Source organism: Thermofilum uzonense (genome assembly GCF_000993805.1).
GTDB classification, from domain to species: Archaea; Thermoproteota; Thermoprotei; order Thermofilales; family Thermofilaceae; genus Thermofilum; species Thermofilum uzonense.
The window spans coordinates 320619-340011 of the sequence record NZ_CP009961.1; the positions used below are offsets into that span (position 1 = coordinate 320619).

General features: G+C 45.9%; 19 protein-coding genes. 4 read left to right on the plus strand and 15 right to left on the minus strand.

Features of this window, described 5'->3' with window-relative positions; genetic code table 11:
• Both MA03_RS01770 and MA03_RS01775 read right to left on the minus strand, forming a co-directional pair.
• Nucleotides 1-846 (minus strand): energy-coupling factor transporter transmembrane component T family protein, encoded by an 846-nt coding sequence (locus tag MA03_RS01770; protein WP_052883629.1) that lies wholly within the window; start codon nucleotides 844-846, stop codon nucleotides 1-3.
• 40 nt (nucleotides 847-886) lie between these two features.
• Nucleotides 887-1480: a hypothetical protein gene (locus tag MA03_RS01775; RefSeq protein WP_052883630.1), complete on the minus strand. Its 594-nt coding sequence runs from the start codon at nucleotides 1478-1480 to the stop codon at nucleotides 887-889.
• Nucleotides 1481-1614: 134 nt separating this feature from the next.
• Between MA03_RS01775 and MA03_RS01780 the strand changes: the two genes are divergently transcribed.
• Nucleotides 1615-2727, plus strand: a complete 1113-nt coding sequence (locus MA03_RS01780; protein WP_191118651.1) for an MFS transporter — start codon at nucleotides 1615-1617, stop codon at nucleotides 2725-2727.
• 41 nt (nucleotides 2728-2768) lie between these two features.
• Here MA03_RS01780 and MA03_RS01785 read toward each other — a convergent pair whose 3' ends face one another.
• From MA03_RS01785 to MA03_RS01820, 8 genes are all read right to left on the minus strand, one after another.
• Entirely contained in the window at nucleotides 2769-4556 is a 1788-nt protein-coding gene (locus MA03_RS01785) for a phosphoenolpyruvate carboxykinase (ATP) (RefSeq protein ID WP_052883632.1), read from the minus strand.
• A 59-nt stretch (nucleotides 4557-4615) separates the two neighbouring features.
• Entirely contained in the window at nucleotides 4616-5389 is a 774-nt protein-coding gene (locus MA03_RS08580; RefSeq protein WP_191118652.1) for a hypothetical protein, read from the minus strand.
• Between the two features lie 2 nt (nucleotides 5390-5391).
• Nucleotides 5392-6792, minus strand: a complete 1401-nt coding sequence (locus MA03_RS01795; RefSeq protein ID WP_052883634.1) for an FAD-binding oxidoreductase — start codon at nucleotides 6790-6792, stop codon at nucleotides 5392-5394.
• Nucleotides 6756-8198 (minus strand): FGGY-family carbohydrate kinase, encoded by a 1443-nt coding sequence (locus tag MA03_RS01800; RefSeq protein WP_052883635.1) that lies wholly within the window; start codon nucleotides 8196-8198, stop codon nucleotides 6756-6758. The genes MA03_RS01795 and MA03_RS01800 overlap by 37 nt, the downstream gene beginning before the upstream one ends.
• Complete coding sequence (locus MA03_RS01805) at nucleotides 8199-9167, minus strand: NAD(P)-binding protein (protein WP_052883636.1); 969 nt, start codon at nucleotides 9165-9167, stop codon at nucleotides 8199-8201.
• Nucleotides 9143-10537, minus strand: coding sequence for an NAD(P)/FAD-dependent oxidoreductase (locus MA03_RS01810; protein ID WP_052883637.1), 1395 nt, complete (start codon nucleotides 10535-10537; stop codon nucleotides 9143-9145). The genes MA03_RS01805 and MA03_RS01810 overlap by 25 nt, the downstream gene beginning before the upstream one ends.
• A gap of 104 nt (nucleotides 10538-10641) precedes the next feature.
• Nucleotides 10642-11151, minus strand: coding sequence for a hypothetical protein (locus MA03_RS01815; RefSeq protein ID WP_052883638.1), 510 nt, complete (start codon nucleotides 11149-11151; stop codon nucleotides 10642-10644).
• Nucleotides 11152-11157: 6 nt separating this feature from the next.
• Nucleotides 11158-11847 carry a hypothetical protein gene (locus MA03_RS01820; RefSeq protein WP_052883639.1) on the minus strand — a complete coding sequence of 230 codons (690 nt, stop codon included), beginning with the start codon at nucleotides 11845-11847 and terminating at the stop codon, nucleotides 11158-11160.
• 106 nt (nucleotides 11848-11953) lie between these two features.
• Between MA03_RS01820 and MA03_RS01825 the strand changes: the two genes are divergently transcribed.
• On the plus strand, nucleotides 11954-12559 hold the full coding sequence (locus MA03_RS01825; RefSeq protein ID WP_052883640.1) for a mechanosensitive ion channel domain-containing protein: 606 nt from the start codon (nucleotides 11954-11956) through the stop codon (nucleotides 12557-12559).
• On the opposite strand, the gene MA03_RS01830 is transcribed toward MA03_RS01825, so the two are convergent.
• The gene (locus MA03_RS01830) at nucleotides 12543-13037 is read right to left on the minus strand and encodes a hypothetical protein (protein ID WP_191118653.1); all 495 of its coding nucleotides are present in this window, start codon (nucleotides 13035-13037) and stop codon (nucleotides 12543-12545) included. The genes MA03_RS01825 and MA03_RS01830 overlap by 17 nt on opposite strands.
• Nucleotides 13038-13150: 113 nt before the next feature.
• Between MA03_RS01830 and MA03_RS01835 the strand changes: the two genes are divergently transcribed.
• On the plus strand, nucleotides 13151-14041 hold the full coding sequence (locus MA03_RS01835; protein WP_052883642.1) for a PhoU domain-containing protein: 891 nt from the start codon (nucleotides 13151-13153) through the stop codon (nucleotides 14039-14041).
• Between the two features lie 65 nt (nucleotides 14042-14106).
• Entirely contained in the window at nucleotides 14107-14772 is a 666-nt protein-coding gene (locus MA03_RS01840) for a glycerophosphodiester phosphodiesterase (RefSeq protein WP_052883643.1), read from the plus strand.
• On the opposite strand, the gene MA03_RS01845 is transcribed toward MA03_RS01840, so the two are convergent.
• The 4 genes from MA03_RS01845 to hypE all read right to left on the minus strand — a co-directional run bounded on the left by MA03_RS01845 (nucleotide 14769) and on the right by hypE (nucleotide 19386).
• Nucleotides 14769-15737, minus strand: coding sequence for an asparagine synthetase A (locus tag MA03_RS01845; RefSeq protein WP_191118655.1), 969 nt, complete (start codon nucleotides 15735-15737; stop codon nucleotides 14769-14771). The two genes, MA03_RS01840 and MA03_RS01845, sit on opposite strands and share 4 nt — an antisense overlap.
• 146 nt (nucleotides 15738-15883) lie before the next feature.
• On the minus strand, nucleotides 15884-17740 hold the full coding sequence (locus tag MA03_RS01850) for an AMP-binding protein (RefSeq protein ID WP_052883644.1): 1857 nt from the start codon (nucleotides 17738-17740) through the stop codon (nucleotides 15884-15886).
• Nucleotides 17737-18336, minus strand: a complete 600-nt coding sequence (locus MA03_RS01855; RefSeq protein ID WP_191118656.1) for an MBL fold metallo-hydrolase — start codon at nucleotides 18334-18336, stop codon at nucleotides 17737-17739. Before MA03_RS01855 ends, MA03_RS01850 begins: the two co-directional genes overlap by 4 nt.
• Nucleotides 18337-18345: 9 nt before the next feature.
• Nucleotides 18346-19386 (minus strand): hydrogenase expression/formation protein HypE, encoded by a 1041-nt coding sequence (gene hypE / locus MA03_RS01860; RefSeq protein WP_052884861.1) that lies wholly within the window; start codon nucleotides 19384-19386, stop codon nucleotides 18346-18348.
• Nucleotides 19387-19393 lie beyond the last annotated feature (7 nt).

The window sequence follows — 19393 nt, forward strand, 5'->3', positions numbered from 1 at the left end:
TCAACCACCCCATATCCAGCTTAAGCCAGCTATAGGAGAATATCCTATATTTACGTAAACCCAGGCTAATACTGCTGTGGAGACAAACATAAGTGAAAGGAAGATATAGTCGATTTTCATCAGCCTTGCCTCATAAAGGAGAGTCTTCTTCACCGGTGCACTGAAGCCCCTAGACTCCAGCGTTATAGCTCTTATCTGAACCTTATTTAGAGAGCTTAAAGTTAAGGGTATAACTACAGAAAGATAATTCTTGATCTTTGCAACGAACCCCACATCTGTTCTCAGTCCTCGTGCTACCTGAGCTTGAAGGATGGTTTCCGCTTCCTTTGCGAGGAGGGGGATAAACTGGAAGGTTGCGACAACCATGTAGATTAGCTTGAAGGGTACTTTCATTTTAAACAGTGTGGCAACTAGCTTCGCCTGATTCGTGGTGAGGAAAAAGAGAAGGGCTGAAGATATCGCTACAGCTATCCTTAAGGGCCAAGTTATACCCCATCCTAGTCCCTCTAGGTAAACAGGGTACTTATTGCCGAATACATCTATGTATCCTATAATTGTCTTATTCCATGGAAAACCAAAAGGCAATGCAAGGATAGGTACTGCGAAGGCTATCCATGGCACTACTATTATTAGAAGTGTCTGCAGGATTGGCTTGGCTACACGCGCATAGAAGGCCATGGCCAGGGTTACAGCTACAAAGATGAGGTTGAGGTATGGGTCATAAAAAATGTAGACTATTACCGTAGCCCATAGAAAGTATAGGAATTTTACGCGTCCATCCAGTCTTTGTACAAATGTGTCGGCTTCTACAGCGGTTTTCTTTAGCAGTGACACTCCAACTGACATTTAGTTCAACCCAAAAGAAAGAAAAAAGAATCTTTTTAACTTATCTCGCCAGAATGAATCGCTTGGGTATACGCTGAGCTATGATCACTGAGATTATGAAGCTTATAGGCTTGTCTATGATCTCTGTAAACATGTTCTGGACATAGTTAGCTAACACAAAGTTGCCTGTTGAGCTTAACACGGCAGTGTACACGGCCGCAGCTAGGGGCTTGTATAGTGGGCCGCCGCCGAAGACAAGAATAGAGATAGCTGTGGTGAACGCGGGGTATAGGATGCCGTAGAGCACTATCATTGCAATCCAGGTCATTGGTTTCTTAAGATCTGTCCAGCCCATCTTCATCATAAAATACGCTATTAGAGCGATGGCGACATTTGCGAAGCCCCATATCCATGAAGGGAGACCCCATACTGTGAGAGCCATGATGATGTTGTAGAGGAAGCCCCCTATGGCCCCCACCCAAAAGCCTCCTATAAGTGTGCCAAGTATTGTAGCCCAGGTGTCACCCCATATGGGCGCCTTTAGAGCCTCGACGATAACTCCTCCAACATAGTTCAAGGCAGCTATAGTGGGTATGAGGACAACGGCTATAATCGCTTTCCCGGTAGGAGAAATCTCTTTGATTTCTGATGACATGTTGATCAGAAAAGAATATTAAAGTTTTTACTTATAAGTTTTATGTTTTAACCTTAATAATCTGCCTCTTCGTGTTCCTTACCACAGTAAAAAAGGGTTATATCTACACAACATTAGGGTCTAAAGGAACATGTATGGAAGTACGCATTAGATTACTAGTCTCTTCGTTCACCTTCATGGTGGGGATAGGGGCTATTATAGCCACTCTCCCAATAGTTCTTAGAAGCATATCTACTAACAGGGTAGAGATTAGCCTAGCGGTGACGGTATGGGGGCTTACTTACTTGTTGTCAAATATACCTGCGGGATTCCTGGCCGACAGGATTGGTGCTAATAGGATCGTTCCAATAGCTTTCCTAGCGAACGTTCCACTAGGTTTTCTCATGTATTTCGGTCAAACAGCGCTAGAATACACACTGGCCAGGGCTTTAGAAGGTGTAATGGAAGCCCTAGTTTGGACAAGCATTATCGGGCTTATGGTGAAAAACACGCAAGACACAAAGATACTAGGCGTAAGCTCTATTTATGCGACGATAACTTTAGGTTTCACACTTGGTCCCCTTGCAGCAAATATACTCTCAAGCTTTTCTTCTAGAGCTCCATTCTTGTTGTATTCCTCATGCTCTGTTATCTCCTTCCTGATGACTGCTTCTCTCTTTAAGCTTGACACGGTGAAGCTTGAGAAAGTTAAAATTAAGGTAGAACTAGGTAAGAAGACGATTCTCCCTTTACTGAACGCCCTAACGGTTGGGTTGATCGAGAGTCTTCTTATAGTATATGCTCCGGAGATATCCCAGGAGACAAAACTATTGAGTCCTGAGAGCTTGGTCTCAGAATACTATTTCTTTGGCCTGCTAGGACAAGTGAGTGTGGGTGCTCTTTACACATTTATACTCAGTGAGCACTACATATCTCTTGCTTTTATCATGCTAGGCCTTACCTTTATCATTGTACCGGGGAGCATGATGTTTGTGTCAATAGCTCTCCTTGGTTTCATAAACGCGCACATTACGAGCAGAGCGCAGGCGAAAATAGCTGAGAACATGCCAGGAGTCGAGTCTACTGGAGCAGGCCTAGCAAACTTTGCGTGGGCTCTAGGCTATTTTCTTGGAGCTCCCTTTTATAGTGCTTTAAATCCCGGCTCGCTTGCTCCACAAGTCGCCATTGCGACTATAGTCATAACAATGTTGATAGTGTATCTAGTTATCTATTACCTTGGTAACCCACATCAAAGGGCAAAGGCCTAGAAAACATTATACGTGCTTGCATTATATTTGGAAAACAGTTACTAGAAGTCCATCGCATGAAGCACTTCAGGGGGTAGTTTGAGGCCAAGCTGACTCAGTATAAGTTTACTGTACTCTACCTGTGCCTTGAGCAGCTCCCGAAATTCATCCAATGATAGATAACTTGTAGGGTCAAGTTCCTTCAGCCTTTCAGAGGGTATACCCGGCACCTCAGCGGGTACCAAAACTTTTTCTCCCCAAACTGGATGAGGCTTCCACTTAACAGCACCTCTGGTTGCCTGCAACAGGAAGAACTCAGTTTCCTCTATCGTAGGCCTGGTTCCGCCTACAGGTTTAGGGACACCATCCTTTATCTGAAGTACTGGTTCAGGGATTCGAAGAGTCCTCTCACCAACTTTCACTTCTCCCCATTTATACTCAGCTACTATTCTCCCGGTTGTATTCCACATAAAGACCTCGACTCTATGTCCCTTGCTCTCCCATTTTTTCAAAAACTCGTAGAATCTCAAGACGTGTGCATCGTCCCCAACGCCAATGGTGAATTCGGAGTAACGTGGTACAAACCTAACTCTCCCGACAAGTTCCCGTGCCTGAGCAGGGTGCCCGACAGTTCTACCGTCCGCAAGTGCCTTTGCGATAAATTCGGGTTTGTTAAGCTTTACCCAGGCGTAGTCTGTGAAGTATCCCGGTGAGAGGAATACAGCCGTATTCATGGGCCCGTCTGAGTCAACCTGTCCGTCAAAATAACTGGTGTCCTCCAAATATACTACTGATCTCGCATTCCTGTTGAGCATGCCGAAGTATTGAAACAATACTCCTTCGAAGCTGGGATTACCTTCACTGTTGAACTCCGTGTTCTCGTGCAATGCTCTGGGGCTGCTACAAGCATTCCACATTGCTTCCTGTTCAGGTGTAAGATCCTCAGTCTTAACCCATGCCCCTCTCTCTGAGCCGTAGACTCTATCCTCACATATAGCCACTATGTCGTCGTTTCTAATTTTCTGGTCCCGTACATACTCTAGGGGATTTAGCCCGAACTTTTCAAGATAGATTTTAGAGTTACGCTCGGTCCACGTATAGAAACCATGCGTAGACTTTCCTGAACCCGTCAACCCCCAGATAACAAGAGTCACCCGCCTCCATTCGTTATCTATAGTTCTAACGGTGAACTCCCTTAGAGCCGCATGTTCCCCAGTACAGCCCTTTTTGTAGACGTGATATATCCAGTGCCTCAGTGCACCTTTCTTTATTTCGCCCTGATAGCTTGAGAGGGTTATTATAGATAGGTTGTGTTGCGGGAATACAAGAATAGCCATGAGTCTGTTTGTCCCTGGTATAAGAGGATTTCCAAGATAGTGGGGTATAACAAAGAGCTCGGCTTCGGGTACACCGTCGGGAGGGGCAGGGAACACTAGTTGGCTCCACCTATAAGCGAGATCAGGGAATTGCGGGTCAACGTAAACCCTTGTATGCATCTGAACCTTCGTCCCTGGGCGTCCATAGTATCCATCTACCTTTATAAGTGGACCCTGGGCTAGAATGTGCTCAAGAACCCTGAGCATCAACTGCTTATGCTCTACTCTCAGATCTTCATCCTTCTCCACTATGACGGTATTAGCCGCCGATCTACTCCAGATATTGCTCGCCCATCCCAGAGCGCCGTTCCTGTATTCTGTGGCATACAGCTTAGCTCTCTCACGTAGATCCTGGGGGTTATCGAGGATAGGTTTAACTCCCGCTTTCCTCTTCAACTCAATTATACGTTGAAAAGTTTCCCTAAAAAGCTGGGGAGTGAGTTCATCCACAGGAGGAATTATCTTCGAGCTCATTGACTCTCTTTCTTAAATGTAAAAAAGGCTTTAAAAAATTTTTACCATAAAATTGATGGTCAAAAGAGGAGTTCGAAAAGTGTTGTTCCACCATAATATTTAGCCCTTGGACAAAGGTATAATGTGTCATCTTTACACCCAGTTTTAATACAAGACTCAACATCTACCCCGGTTATGGTAACTCCAAGTTTTTGAAGCGAATGAATTATTTCCTTGCTCTTCTGAGTGAGAAGACATGGTATATGGATCTTCCCCGTATAGGTTATACGCGGAAGGACCTCAGGTTTTTCTAATAGGAATCTAATTCCAAGACCATGGGCACTCTCGGGGGAGAGACCTATAGGGTCAAAGGGCTTTAACTGTCGAAGAATATTCTTCAATGAACTCTTGTCGACGGGTTTTCCCACACTATACCTCTCATCTATACCTCGTACTACCGCGAGCCCCCACAAGTATTTCTCGGCAAGCTTAGTGCCAAGCTCCTCGTCTAATCCTTCTAAAGAGACAAGCATGGGTCTTCCCATCTTCTTAAACTCTAGGGTTAGCTTGACAGGTTTTTCCTCGAACGTTTCCGGTAAAGGAAAGTTCAGGGGACAGTCAAAACTGCAGCGCCAGCACTTTAAGCACTTCTCAACTGCTAGTTGCTTGTCACGCGAGTAGCCTAGAGGGCTCAAAGCAAGGTTTCCCGTAGATGTATAGGTCGGACAACTAGCGATACATATTCCTGGACAATAAAGACATGGATTCTCAACCTGGCGTGCAGGAAGCATTACAAACCTTGCTACGAGGCCCGGCGTAATCTTGATGATTCTTAATACTTTTATACTCGGCAACCTTATTCACCGAGCCACTTTCCTGGGTTCGAGACGTTATTTGGATCAAGGCAACGCTTTATCCTTTTAAGGTATTCAAGCGTGTCTCCAAGTTCATCTCTAACCCATTTCTTCCTCAGTAACCCGATTCCATGATGGTGGCTAATCGTGGCTCCTGTCTCCAAAAGAGTCTTCATGGCTTCCTCCCACATTCTCCAATACGTTTCTTCATTAGCCTCATATGTCAAGGTAAAATAGATGCAGGCTCCAGTTGTATAGAAGTGGGAGGCATGTGCAAGAACCGCGTACACTCCCTTGACTTTCTTGACTCTTTCCTTGAAAACCCGGTAAACGCGGGGCAGGGCGCTCCAGGTTGCTGCAGTCTCTATGGTGTCGAACCATAGATTAAGTGGTACGACAAGTTTCTTCAACTCTGAGATAACGTCAAAGCGCATTTTAAGCCACTTTTCAACCGGCTCGGAACCAATAGCTACGCCTCCGTAATTCTTAATGATTCTTTCGGACTCCTCAGTCTTTACGCTTAGGAGTCTCTCGTTATCTTCCTCGAATATGAGGAGGAGGATGTCCCTATCGTGGTGGAATCTTAGCGAAGCATCTTCCCTATCATACAATCGGGCAACCGCAGGCGTCAAACCCGAGAGCATCAACTCACGCATCGCCTTTAGACCTGACTCGAAGTCGGGAAATGCATAAGAATTCTTCCATTGATTTTTAGGTAGTCTGAAAACCCTTAAAACGGCTTTAGTGATTACACCGAGCTGTCCCTCACTTCCTATAAGTAGGTATTTAAGATTGGGACCTGTTGCAGCTCTGGGAACAGTGTTTTTCCTCAAAGGAATGATTGAGCCATCAGGGGTTACGACCTCCAAGTCCAATACGAGTTCCTCTATGCCTCCGTACTTAGTGCTGAACTGGCCTGTGCTCATGGTTGCTATCAAACCGCCAAGGGCGGCTTCTGGAAATGATTGGGGAATATGTCTCAGTGTAAAGCCCCTAGAGTTTAAGAAATCTTCTAGCTTTTTGAGAAGAATACCCGACTCCACTACAACTATAGCATCCTCCTCTGAGAAAGAGATAACCTTGTTCATCCTCTTCACGTCTATAACTATGCAGTCCTTACAAATCGTTCCTCCTATGACTCCAGACCCTCCGGCATATGGGACAAATGGGATCCTATAATCGTTACACAGTTTAATTATCCTCGAGACTTCCTCAACGGACTCGGGCCACACAACCCCTAAAGGTAGAGGCAGTTCCTCGCCCCTCGTCTCCTTCAATAAAGCTAACGGCCAATAGTCCCTGCTGTATAGCCTAAGTGTAGTCTTGTCCCGTGCAACTCGTCCAGGGAACTCTGATTCAAGTTTCTCTATAAGTCTCTCTTTAGGAAAATGTTCTTCTCCCATTTCGATAACACCTTAAGGATTTCTATAAAATTTGACATATACATTTTACGAGTTTCTTGTGGGAGTGTGGGAGTAAAAACTCTCTGAATTTGTGGAAGGTCAGCCAATATCTCCCGACCAGCACGTCCTGATCCAAGCATTAACAATTTAAGAACACCCCGGGAGCTAGCCTCTGTGTCTGTCGGACGGGCCACTTGTATCCCAGTAGCGTCGGCCAGCATTTGCAAAAATGCGTCTGATTTTGAGAAGCCACCGGCAACCCACATAGGTTCTTCAATATGTTTTATGTTTTTCATCGCAGCTTCAGCAAGGTAGGCCATGTAGAGGGCAACCCCCCAAACTAGACTTGCCACAAGATCAGCCCTTGTTGTATGTAATTTGAGGCCAGCTATTAAACCAGATATGTTGTTGGCTTTAGGCGTCCTGAGGCCTCCAAAGGATGGGAGAAAAAGCAAGCGCTTATCTCCTTGAGCCGCTAAAAACTCCATTTCCTCGTAATCTTTAAAGAAACCAATGCTTTTCAGCCAATCAACAACTGAACCCGTAGTCCTGAGGAACCCCTCAACCCCATATGTGATCGATCCCTGGTCTTTCAAAATAACTATAGGAATAAGCCCTGCCTCTGGCATCCTATAATCCCCGGTGCATAGCTCGAGAAAGCTTCCAGTCCCGTGAACGCTTTCAAGCCTCCCTCTTTTAACGACTCCCAAGCCAACCGCTGCTGCTTGTTGGTCAGCTATAACCGCGTTGACTTTGAGCCCCTCAAGCTCTCCTATTTCTTCGACATTATCGACAACCTCGGGAAGTAATTTTGGAAGGCCTAAGATCTCATATACAAGTCCTATATCTCTAAAGTTACGAGGATGGACAAGACCCGTTAGAGTTATACTTGTCGCATCTGACAGGAATTTTCCCGAGATATTGTAAAGGAGGTAGGAGTCCAGCGTCCATAAAAAAGCTTCTCCCTTTTTAACCTTCTCCCTCAACCCACTAATGTTCTCGTAGATCCATTTCATAAGGACAGCAGGAGAGTCTGGGCTCAATATGTACGAAAGAGGTTTACTTATGCTCCTCAGCGCTTTTACATGGACAGGGAGTCCTCTGAGAACACTATTTCCTCTACCATCAATCCAAGTTATAATATTCGTCAAAGGCTCACCACTTTTGTCCCAGGCAACCACTGAAGCTCTGTAAATAGCGAGCCCTAGATTCTTCGCACCTTTTTCCCTCGCTCTACGGGCAAAACCTCTCACCACTTTCAGGATTTCACGGGAATTTTGTTCTATTAGCCCTGAAGCTAATTTCTCATAGCCCAGGATAAACTTCTCATTATGGATTAGTCGCCCATCAAGATCATAGATTGAGAGTTTGATGCCCGTTGTCCCAACATCTATAACAGCGTACATTTAACCCGCCCTTATTCTAACAACTTTCTCAGCTGGGATTTCCACAACCGGATAGGGCTCGTCGACGGTAATCTCGCGTCCGTTTATCTCGGCTTTTAACCCCTCTCGTAAACCCAACATGACATACGGATGTCTGAGTTTAAATGTCTGCGGTACCACAGGTATGTTGCTCACGATGCGTCCAGATTCTCCCGGCTCCAAAATAGCATGAGCTACCAAATTTGAAGATTCAACTATCTTAAGGGGATCCTCTATAATCATGGCGGCATTTCCAGTGGCAAACCTCGTGGTAAACATGTTTAAAGGAGTGAGGCAGGCTAGAATAAGCGTGTCAACTGCGAATTCCCCGGCGGTTGTTTTAACTTTTTCTACACGGCTCTTACCCTCAATATATAGAACTTTACCCTTAACAGCTTCGACTCCAAACTCGCGTAGAGTGTCGGGCTTGTAAATAAAGGATTCTTCATCGTAGATAACTATAATCTTTTCAGCTAACATCGAGAGCTTAGAGACTAAAGACAGAGAAAAATGATTAAACCCGTAAACCAGAATGCGCTCTCCTATGAGGAAGCCCGAGTTGGTAAAGTCCCAGGCTGAGGAAAGTGTGAAAACGCCTGCAGGTCTATATCCATAAATCCCGAGCTCTAAGGTTGTTTTTTCCCGGAATCCAGATGCAAGAACAGGCATACCCTTGTGGAACTCAGTTCCAGTTTCTCCTAGAGTCCACACTCCATTCTCCTCGACCCTATAAACCATTCTCTCTGTCACTACTTTTGCTTTAGACAGGAAACCGCTGACCAAATCCTTACCCCGCGAACGGCTGACTGGGAGATCGTCGTAGAGGAAGAAACCACCAGGTCGGCTACGGGTCTCGAAAACGATTGATTGCTCATGGTAAGAAGCTAAGGACAATCCTGCGAGCCCGCCGCCGATAATTAGGAGCTTTATTTCGCCCTTCTCACTAACCAAGAGTTCTCCCCCTTAAAAGTAACATTTTCGACTCCTACACCCAGCTCTTCCGCAACTATCTTCGCAACCTCAGCGATGCATTTAGACCCCTGACAAAGACCCATACCGGCGCCAGTTCGCAGCATAACCCCTTGAAGAGTCTTTGCACCTCTCCTTACCGCCTCCCTAATCTCCTCCTCTGTGACAAGGTTACACATACATACGACTCTTCCCCTAGCTTTCTCGGGTGCATATCTGCTCTTAGTGAATGGCTTGCGTAAGAGTATGTTTTCCTTCTCTGATAATGTGAGACCGGAAGCCTTCAACATTTCGAGAATCTTCTCAGCTATCACTGGAGAGGCTGTGAAGGCGGGCGACTCTGTTCCAACAGCGTGGACTACACGTTTGGACTTTGTAGAGTAAACTATACGGAAGTCGTTTTCAGGGGGTATGGGCCTTATCCCTGCATAAGCCTTGATAGGTATCCCGGGATCAACATCCAAGAGAGGGGAAAATTTCTCCATTAGAGCTTTTATGTCCTCCTCATCAACACTCAGATCAGACTTGTCGCGTGCTGGTCTAAGGTTGGGACCCCAGAGGCCCTTACCGTCCACTGTGAACATAATTGCTCCGCCCTTAGTCTTAGGGTCGGGTTTGAGGTAAAGTGGAGAAATAAACCTGCGGGTAACGCTCCTGTCAAACACGAGTAGTACTCCTTTTCCCAGTTCAAAGCTGACTTCATCGCCTAGCATGTTGTATATCTCATCGGCCCAGAGTCCAGCCGCGTTCACGAGGAACCTAGCCTTGTAATTTTCCCCTTTGTCCGTTACAATCTCAACAAAGTCATCTTGAATTGATACACGGCTCGCTCTTGTGCTAAACTTGAATTCAACACCATTATCCTTTGCAAACTCGTATAGACGATACATGAGGTCGAAGTTGTCTATGCATCCATACCCGTACACCTCGATCGCTCCTAGGGCCTTTTTTGTTAAGGCAGGCTCTTCTCGCCTCAAATACGCCCTACTTCTAAGCTTGACGGGGTAGTCTTTGCCGAGATTAATTTTCAAGTAAAGCGCTATCAGGGGCATGGCTAGCAGGTGGTGTAGCTTTGTAGCCACAACAAGAGTACTTGTTTTTACGTATCGGACTCCAAGCCTCTCGGCTATTTCAAACATTCTCTTGTTTCCCTCCCTGGCCATTTTACTCTTAACGGAGCTGAAGGGAAGCTGCACGACGTGAATTATGGCGGCGTGACCCTTAGATACACCCCATCCAGGTTCAGGATTTTCCTCGAGAACCAGAACGCTAACATTGTAATGAGCGAGCTTGTAAGCCGTCATTAAACCTATTATTCCGCTTCCAACAATCACTACGTCATATGATCTCATTGTAAATTTACACAGGGAAAATATATTAAAAATTTTCATGTAGTCTTTACCGAAAGAGAATGTCTAATACGTTTAGACCATAATAACTCAAATTGAAGCAAGTTTCAACGGCGAAGCTGACTCATTAATCCCAATATAAGGATTAACACGGCCACGATTAGGGATATATTAGGAGGAATACTGGCCCCCCTTAAGCCGATGTATACAAGTCCCGCGCCCATAGTAGCGAATCCCAAAGCCAGAATCTTCTCCATGACCGCATAAATTATTGCGGCGAAGGCAAGGGAAAGTACTACTAAAGCCGTCTCACCGTTAACTATGTAGCCGGTTGCCACTAAAAGGTAAGATATCATAAAGCCGGTAAGGAGTGAGACGACCAGTTTAAAGGCTGCAAAACCTATCATTGCACCAATAATAAATCCTAGGAAAAAAAGCACGAGAGGGGTAAGCGAGGCTTTAAGCGTAGGTGTAGTGAAGGCATAAAATACGTACCCTAGCCAGAATCCAAAAATGAGTGAAGCTGTAAGCCTAGCCAGGCGAACGCCCCAAAGAGCTGTAAAAACCCCCAGTAGTATAAAAAGAATAGAGTCCCAGAAGCCAACTTCACCAAACATGTGTATTCAAGTCTTTTTCAAGGCCTCCATAGATAAACGTTTTCTTGTCTTAAAGTAAAAAACAAGCGAGATCAGTAAAAGTCCTGTGAAAACGCCTAGGAATATCGGGTTCCAAGCGGCGCCCTCTCCAACGCTGGACCATACAGGCAACTTAGAGTAGTCGGTAACTAACGGGAGCTGGCATCCCCTCTGCGGGACGTAAATCGATGAGTCAATGTAGGGCTTAAACTGTCCATCATCCCATACTAGCCTCATATCCCAGCCTGCGAGTCCCAGCCTTGCCTGTGACACTATTCTTGCCTTTAAGCTGTCGTTTAAGCCGACGAGAACACCTGACTTTGTGAGTCGTTCAAGTTCAAGACCTAGCACTCGCCTAAGATCCTCGTAAGTCACTGTAGATGCTTCATCAATGAGTTGAACACGGAGCACCGGATACGGCGTACTAGAGCCGGGTATTGTCTGGAGGCTTAAGACGACTGCGAATCTATCGTCATAACCGCTCCTATATGCGAAAACATTCAAGCCGATTTTTGAGACCTCCTTGTAAGAGGATAGCTTAATCGTGTCAAGTCTTATAGAAGGAATATTGAGTACAACCTCAAAGGCGTTTTCGTCCAAGGGCTCAAGGCACTGGCCTAACGCACGGATGATCCCCAAAGTAATAAAGAGGACTAGCACATAGCGGCAAGCCTTCATGATCTCCCCCCAAGAACTAAATAAGACCCTCTTAACTGTTTCTAGTCTTAGATAACAATATTTTTGAACTAAAATATTTAAAAAACAATAAAGTTTTTTATTACTTGTGTCTCAGGAAAACATCCCTCAAAAAATCAGAGGAGCAACGATAAATCTCATACTTTGGATTTTACTCTATATAATCGTTAATGCCCTGATATTTGCTACCATACCCTCCCTTATCCCATCGTTCAAGGATCTTATAGACCCATATTCGACCTACATAGGGATAGGCCTCGCCTTATTCTTCGGCTACATGATCGTGAGAAGTTTCTCTAATCTCGTCTACTGGATGCTCCGCATACGCCACCCACACAGCACAGCCGCAGCCGTTAGAAGCATCTTCACGATAATGGGCATTGGAGCTCTAGCAGCAGGCATCGCCGGTGGAGCCGCGGGTGGAGCAGCCGGCGTGGCCCTCGGAGGCTTCATAGGTATGATCATAGGCTATGCTACTCAACAAGTCCTTGGCCAGGCTGTTGCAGGATTATTCGTGCTACTCGCCAGACCTGTAAGGATCGGAGACTATGTTAATGTTGCAGGAGAGCAGGGAGTAATAGAAGACATCTCAACACTTTTCACTCAGGTAAAGAAGGATGACGGGACCATTGCATTAATACCTAACAACCAACTCGTGGGCTCCAAGATTTATATAATTAAGAGGTCTCAGTAAACAAAGGATTTTTTCTACGTGAGGGTCTGAGTGCTTCAGCATATTCCACTATTTTTGCTAGGAGACTCTCTTTCTTAATCTCCATTACCGCTATTAACTCTTCTCCCATGACGTCCTTTAACTTTACACGCACACGGTAACCCTTCGACTCCAAGTAGTTTTTAAGGGAGACGGCAAGGCTTAACACGTAGCCCCTTGGACTTGTAGGGGGTGTCTTCTTGAGTAAGTGTCCCTGTGATGTAAGCCTTAGCCCGGCACTCGCCCCCCATGCTAGGGCTAATTGAAAAATATGTTTTCTGGCTTGAGACTGTACGACCACGCCGCGGGAACCTGGTGCTATGATGAATATTCCGTCGTATGAGGGACGCAGGGTTTGGGCTAAGGCCTTAATGGGAACAACAAATAGTACGTAAAGTAGGAAAGAGAATATGAGCATAAACGATTTGAGAGTCTCGAACAAGAGGCCTCGAATAAGCATTTCCCCCATTCTCACTAATATATTTTTGTCTAGGGTATGACTCGCATAATTTAACTTTTCTATTATATGATAATGAAACAAAACATATTTAGAAAGTTAAAGAACGATTAGATGTGGAGACTAGAAGGATAGTAAGAATAGGGAGCAGTTTTTATGTCGCGCTCCCGAAAACATGGGTTCAGGAAAGGGTTGGAGGAAACGGTATAGTAGCTCTAACAGTGGAAGAGGACGGATCCCTTAAAATTACGCCGTTCTCAATTCGAAAGCAGGACGAGAAAAAACAAGTTAGTTTGTTGTGCAGCAAAGATCTCTTCAGAAACATCGTTTCAGCATATCTTCGAGGATTTGAGGTAATCGAGATAACAGTGAATCCAGAGTGCCGAGACGATGTTCTGAGAACTGTCGAAAGGGCTAGGCAGTTATTACTCGGGTTAGAGCTTGTGGGGGAGGAGCCTGGATTAGTTGTTCTGCAGTCCTTTACGAGGCCTGATTACGATCTGGACTCTTTAGTACAAAGGATGAGTTCTACAACCTTATCCATGTTGAATCTCTCGTTCCGTGTTGTCGAGACAGGGGATCTTTCCCTAGCTGAAAAGATCTTATACATGGATGATATAGTCGACAGACTATACTTCCTTGCTGTACGAATAATAAGAAGCAGGATATCGGATCCCTCATATCCCAGCTCTGAAAAGGTGAAGCTTGTAGATACGAGAGTAGTTGTACGTAATCTGGAGAACCTCGGAGACTTGCTGGAAGAATTTATACGCGCTGGGGTCGTGAAGGGTAAGGTTGACTGGGAGTTATACGACAGGCTAGCAAGCTTTCAAAAGAGGGTTGTAGCGCTTGCTCTGGGAGAGAGTATTGTAAGGGAAAATATCTATGAAGAATACTTAACTCTCGAAGACAAGTTAGCCAGGGCAAGGGTCATATTGCCACCAAGGTTTTATGAGACCTTAGAAGATATGAAGTCACTGTTAAAAGATATTCTTGACCTATCTTGAACAACCCTAACAATTATTATCTAGGGTCAAAAGCTTTATCTCTTTAATGTCACTTCGAATACTTGATGAGAACGAGCGTCCCGGTAATCGTCGGCCACAAGGCTAACCGAAAAAGCATACTACAAAAATATCTCAAGTTGACCTTGAAGTTCATCGAGTTTGACGTTAGCCTAGCTAATGGTCGTTTGGTTGTAAAGCACGGTGTAGAATCAGGAGCTCCCGGTGTTAAAAAGTTCATTATTAACTACGGGTACTTACTTATAGAAGGGAAAGATCCTATCTTAGCTCCTTCAAACCTAGAGGAGCATCTCAAAGAGATAGCGGGTAAGGCGGGAGTTTGGCTTGACGTCAAGAGTAGGGGTGTCGAGACAGAGGTTGTCCGGCTAGCCCTGAGCCATAGCATAAGCGACGTCATTGTCAGCACGGGCTTTCATAACATGCTAAGAAAGGTTAAGGAGAGCTATCCCAGTGTTTTAACTATGTTGGGAAATGTTGATTATCGCCCGGCAAACCCGATAAAAGAGGTTGAACTCGCACATGCTGACGGTGTTTCCATAAATGTCCACTACATCGATAAAGAACTGGTTGAGGAGTTACACTCTGTAGGCTACAAGGTCGCCGTTTGGACCGTGAACGACCCGCAGAAGGCGATGTGGTTAAAGGAACTTAATGTAGACTACATCATAACGGATATACCAGAAAAAATAACCAGGATACTTTTGGGGTCTTAGAGAGAGGCTACAAAACCCGGGATCCGCGGGAAAGCCTGAACCTCTGCGATATGTTTTCGCTGTGTGAGCCAGCGTACAAGTCTCTCAACACCTATACCTGCACCGGCACTCGGGACTAGTAGGCCTTTCCTAGCTAAATCGAGAAAATACCTGTAAGAGTCGAGTAAAACCCTATCTCTTCCCATTTTATAAAGTATTTTCTCGTACTGCCACTCCCTCTCTGCTCCCGACAACACTTCCCCATATCCTCCGGGCAAAATTAGATCGTAGTTGTGCCATTCTCCAGTCTTGAAATCCTCGAAGTCGTAGAACTCTCGGGGAATGTCTATTACCCAAAAAGGTTCTTCAAGGGTGGTAGAAGCCTGAATTTCCCAGTCTGAACCATACGTCTCCTCGAGATCCCGCCTCCTATAGATTTTGAAAGGTGTAGAAGGCTTTTGTATTTCAACTCCGATCTCTCTGAATATGCTTGAGCAACACTCTTCGAGATGGTCAAATAACTCTGAAATCACTCCTTCAACGAGGCGGAATATGTCTTCCCTTTTTGCCTCTCTAACTTCAAAGTCCAGCTGTGTGAACTCATATGCATGCCTGCCTGTGGAAGCGCGTTCTCTTCTTTCTATGCGAATGTTAGGGGATAACGTAAAGATTTTCTCGTAGCCTGCAGCAACAAGTATCTGTTTATGGAGAATCATGCTCTGGGTTAGCCTGACCCTTTCACCATAAATCTCTAGCTCGGGTCGGGTCTCGATACTGCTACCGGGGTCTGGCCAAAGGGGATCTGTAGCCTTACTTGTTACAACGGGTAGCAACCATATGAATCCCCTATCTAGGAATGACTTGGTGAGTGATTTCAGTGTCTCAGAGAAAATATAGAGAATATGTTTTTTCTCACTGTTTGCAAGTGAGGTGAAAATATCGGAGGTTAGGCTTGCATCAAACAGAACTTGTGTCTGGGCTTTCATTCTTGTTTCACCTTTAGCGACAAATCCTATGCATATTATTCATAAAAGTCTATTTACAATATCTAGGAAAAAACTGCAATTTTATAGCCATTTTCCCTATAGAAATCAGAACAAAATACAAAAACACTTTGCTACTGTTATGAAATTTATTTTAAGTAGAACTCAAGTTTCCTTAGAGCACTCTGAATATCTTCACTCCGAAACACTTTGGCTATTTCTTGCCTTATGGCTGAGGGAGCTAAAGAGGGTCTAACCCTAAGCCTTACAACTCTCTCTGGGGTTGCTATAGGTCCCACTTTCTCGCGTACAGCTTTCACAATCTCCTCCTCCTCGGCTTTTCCATAGTATATTACGAGAGGTGTTTCAAATTTGTCAGGGTTTTTCATAGGAACTGTAAGTGCCCATTCGACCGTCGGGTCCGACATTATGCTTTTTTCGAGTGCACCAGGACTCAGCCTATAACCGCTAACCTTTAAGATTGCATCGGCGCGTCCCGCAGGGTATATGTAGCCGCTGTCACTCATAACTGCTAAGTCGCCTGTTTCGTAGTAACCCTTGTTCCACGATTCGAAAAATTCCTGTGACGCCTCTACTGGGGTTGAAGGCCAAGGACTCCTTATCACGAGCTTACCTGTTTTTCCTCGAACAGGGATACCCGAATCGTCTACTACATCCACTGCAAATCCTGGAAAGGGAAGACCCGCAGAGCCGGGCTCGATGGGAGTGAACGTATAGTTTACGAGGTTACCCGTTAGGAAGGTGCCCACCTCACTCTGTATATACATGTCTAAGACAGGTATGCTCCCGTTTCTAGAGGATTGTGAGTCCACTATAGGGTAGGGCAGGGTTCCAAGGATCTCATAGCTCCAATGCCAGAATTCCGGCTCAAGTGGCTCAGCCGTTATTATTATCTCTCTTAGTGTATCATTCTTCGACTTGAAGATAGAGGGATCCTGTTTCGCTAGAATCCGTATAGCGCTTCCAGTCGTGATAAAAACCGTAACAGCGTAAGCATCGATTATGTCCAGCCACCTGCTCCAGCTAGGCCAGTCGGGGCCACCATTATATAGCAGGACTGTAGAGCCGAGCATTAGAGGACCGAAGAGCTGATAAGTTACTCCTGTTATCCATCCTGGCCAAACAGTACAGAAGACGGTGTCCCTTGATCTAAGGCCTATCCATCTCGAAGTAGAGTATGCCTGTACGAGGAACCCGCCTGCCGCGTGTGTGATTGGCTTAAAGTCCTCTGCATAGCCGCTGTGAAGTCCGAAAAGCTTGTGGTTTGAGTCCACCACCACTTCTCGCGAGTTACAGGAGTATTCGAGAAGATCATCGTATTCCAAAAATACTTCCTTATTTCCTGAACCCTCCAATATCACCAGAACACCCTTGGAGGACAAGCGTTCAAGATAACTTTTACTGTTCCCTAATACATCTATGTTTTTTCCACGACGCATGTACCTCGCTGTTACAAAAAGTGCTTTAGCATTCCTAGTAATAACACGTCTATACATCTCGTAGGGGCTAAAGCCGGTGAATACAGGCTCGAACGGCAGTCCAGCCCTTATCGCTGCGAGCATAAAGGCGAAGGCAGCGATCGTGGGTGGACTGTAAACAACTACCCAGTCGCCCTGACGCAACCCTAGGTTTTCAAGCGCGCAATGAATCTTCGCAACCATCATTTCCAGCTGTGCATAGCTTACCGCCTCAGCATCTCCATTCTCGTCCAATCCGATAAGAGCCGGTTTTCCCCACAGACTTGTTCCTCTATGCTTGCCTATGATGTTCTCGAAGGGGCTTAGGAGGCCCCCCGTGAACCATCTCGCATTGGGCCCCTCACCTGATTTTATAGAACTCCATTTTCTCGACCACCTAAGCATATCGGCCTCTGAGCCCCAGAACTCCTCTAGTTTGCGGATACTCTCCTCATAGACCTTCCTGTATTCCTGTATCGGTATGGCTTTGTACCTCATTGATGGTGGGACAATCCTACGCGCGCTCAAACTCGGTCAACCTCTAAGAGCACCACCTGAGTATACGGCTGAGTAAGCCTCTTGAATATACGCGCTTTGCTAATATCCTCCCAGTGGACGGGTATCGCGATGGAGGGTCGCAGGGTTTTAACGGCCTCGGAGGCCTCCTCTGGGGTCATAACACCATCCCCACCCACTGGCACCAACATTATGTCTAGTGGCTTGTTCTTGACGCTTAAAATTTCCTCTATTAGATCAGTGTCACCCATGTGGTATATCCTGGGCCCACTACGGAACTCCAAGACATAGCCAGCCCCGAAGCCTCTGGGATGCTTTACAGTCTCTTGAATGCCAAGATTGTAGGCATGTACAGCCTCAACTAATACTCCGTTGCTTAACTCGATACTCTCACCAGGAGCTATTCTATTCCCCCTGAACGGTGAGACTACAACCCGAGACCAATCCTCAGCAGGAGCATGCCTCGGGTGATCATGAGTATAGAGAGCGTAATCACAACGCTCGGGCTGCACGACATCAATGCATATACTGGTTCCTTCATAATCTAACCTGACACCAGCTAACCCCCTTCTCGAAACTTTAACACCCCCGAATCGCAAGGACTTCAACACGACCACCTAGCAAATCCTAGGGACGAGAACTCCTCTAGGCGGCTCAATTACCCTATAGCCTCCCACAGCCGTCTTAGACAAGACATAACTCTTGTACTTCTCGCTTTGTTTAACCTCCCCGATAATCCTGGCATTCTTAAAACCGCTCGAGACAAGCCTCTCTAAGACAATATCTGCCTTCTCGGAAGCCACACTGAGCACAGCAACCCCCTCGCTTGCCAAATATACCGGGTCTACACCCAGCATCTCAGCATATCGCTTAACGGGTTCACGCACGGGTATATCCTCGTCTCTGACAACCATTATGAGCCCGCTCTCCTGCGCCCACTCATTCAATACGCCTGCGAGACCACCACGCGTGGGGTCCCGAGCTGCGTGAATATACCCCGCGAATTCTTCAAATACTGGTAGAAGTGGGGTCAAGGGCTTAGAGTCACTTTTTAAAAGTCCATGAGCTATCTCCTCCACATCTCCTAGTCCTAGCTGCGACATCAGGATAACGGTTCCGTGGTCACCGATATAATCTGTCACAATAATCTTGTCCCCCGGTTTAGGCTCGTCCACAATAGGGTATACGGCAACTCCTATACCAACGGTTGTTATCACGATGCGATCTAGTTGACCCTTAGGCATTACCTTGAAGTCACCTCCAATTAGAGCTACACCCTCTTTTTCCAGAACAGATATTAGGGAGTCCACAATTTCCTCTAGCGTTTTCAGGGGGAGCCCCTCCTCTGCGACGATTGAGTCGAGCATGGCTATAGGTCTTCCACCCATCATCACGACATCATTTATCGAGCCGGACGCTGCTAGACTTCCAATGTTACCGCCGGGAAAGAAAGGAGGGTTAACAGTATAAGAGTCAACGCTTACCACTAAGAACTTACCGTCAGGCAACGGGATAAGGGAGCCATCGTCGGGTTTATCTATCCCGACACCCCCCTCGACACGCTTGAGGTTGTCTGTAACCCTGCTAAAGACTACTTTTCTGAGAAGCTCTATTGTCTCGCTTCCTCCCTGCCCGTGGGCAAGAGCAAGGGCATCGATTTTACTC

Coding starts and splice junctions, on each gene's coding strand:
- MA03_RS01840 (WP_052883643.1), top strand. CDS start 14,107: ATGAGAACGAGCGTCCCGGTAATCGTCGGCCACAAGGCTAACCGAAAA.
- MA03_RS01780 (WP_191118651.1), top strand. CDS start 1,615: ATGGAAGTACGCATTAGATTACTAGTCTCTTCGTTCACCTTCATGGTG.
- MA03_RS01845 (WP_191118655.1), bottom strand. CDS start 15,737: ATGAAAGCCCAGACACAAGTTCTGTTTGATGCAAGCCTAACCTCCGAT.
- MA03_RS01770 (WP_052883629.1), bottom strand. CDS start 846: ATGTCAGTTGGAGTGTCACTGCTAAAGAAAACCGCTGTAGAAGCCGAC.
- MA03_RS01800 (WP_052883635.1), bottom strand. CDS start 8,198: ATGTACGCTGTTATAGATGTTGGGACAACGGGCATCAAACTCTCAATC.
- MA03_RS01830 (WP_191118653.1), bottom strand. CDS start 13,037: ATGCTTATTCGAGGCCTCTTGTTCGAGACTCTCAAATCGTTTATGCTC.
- MA03_RS01775 (WP_052883630.1), bottom strand. CDS start 1,480: ATGTCATCAGAAATCAAAGAGATTTCTCCTACCGGGAAAGCGATTATA.
- MA03_RS01810 (WP_052883637.1), bottom strand. CDS start 10,537: ATGAGATCATATGACGTAGTGATTGTTGGAAGCGGAATAATAGGTTTA.
- MA03_RS01785 (WP_052883632.1), bottom strand. CDS start 4,556: ATGAGCTCGAAGATAATTCCTCCTGTGGATGAACTCACTCCCCAGCTT.
- MA03_RS01820 (WP_052883639.1), bottom strand. CDS start 11,847: ATGAAGGCTTGCCGCTATGTGCTAGTCCTCTTTATTACTTTGGGGATC.
- MA03_RS01815 (WP_052883638.1), bottom strand. CDS start 11,151: ATGTTTGGTGAAGTTGGCTTCTGGGACTCTATTCTTTTTATACTACTG.
- MA03_RS01795 (WP_052883634.1), bottom strand. CDS start 6,792: ATGGGAGAAGAACATTTTCCTAAAGAGAGACTTATAGAGAAACTTGAA.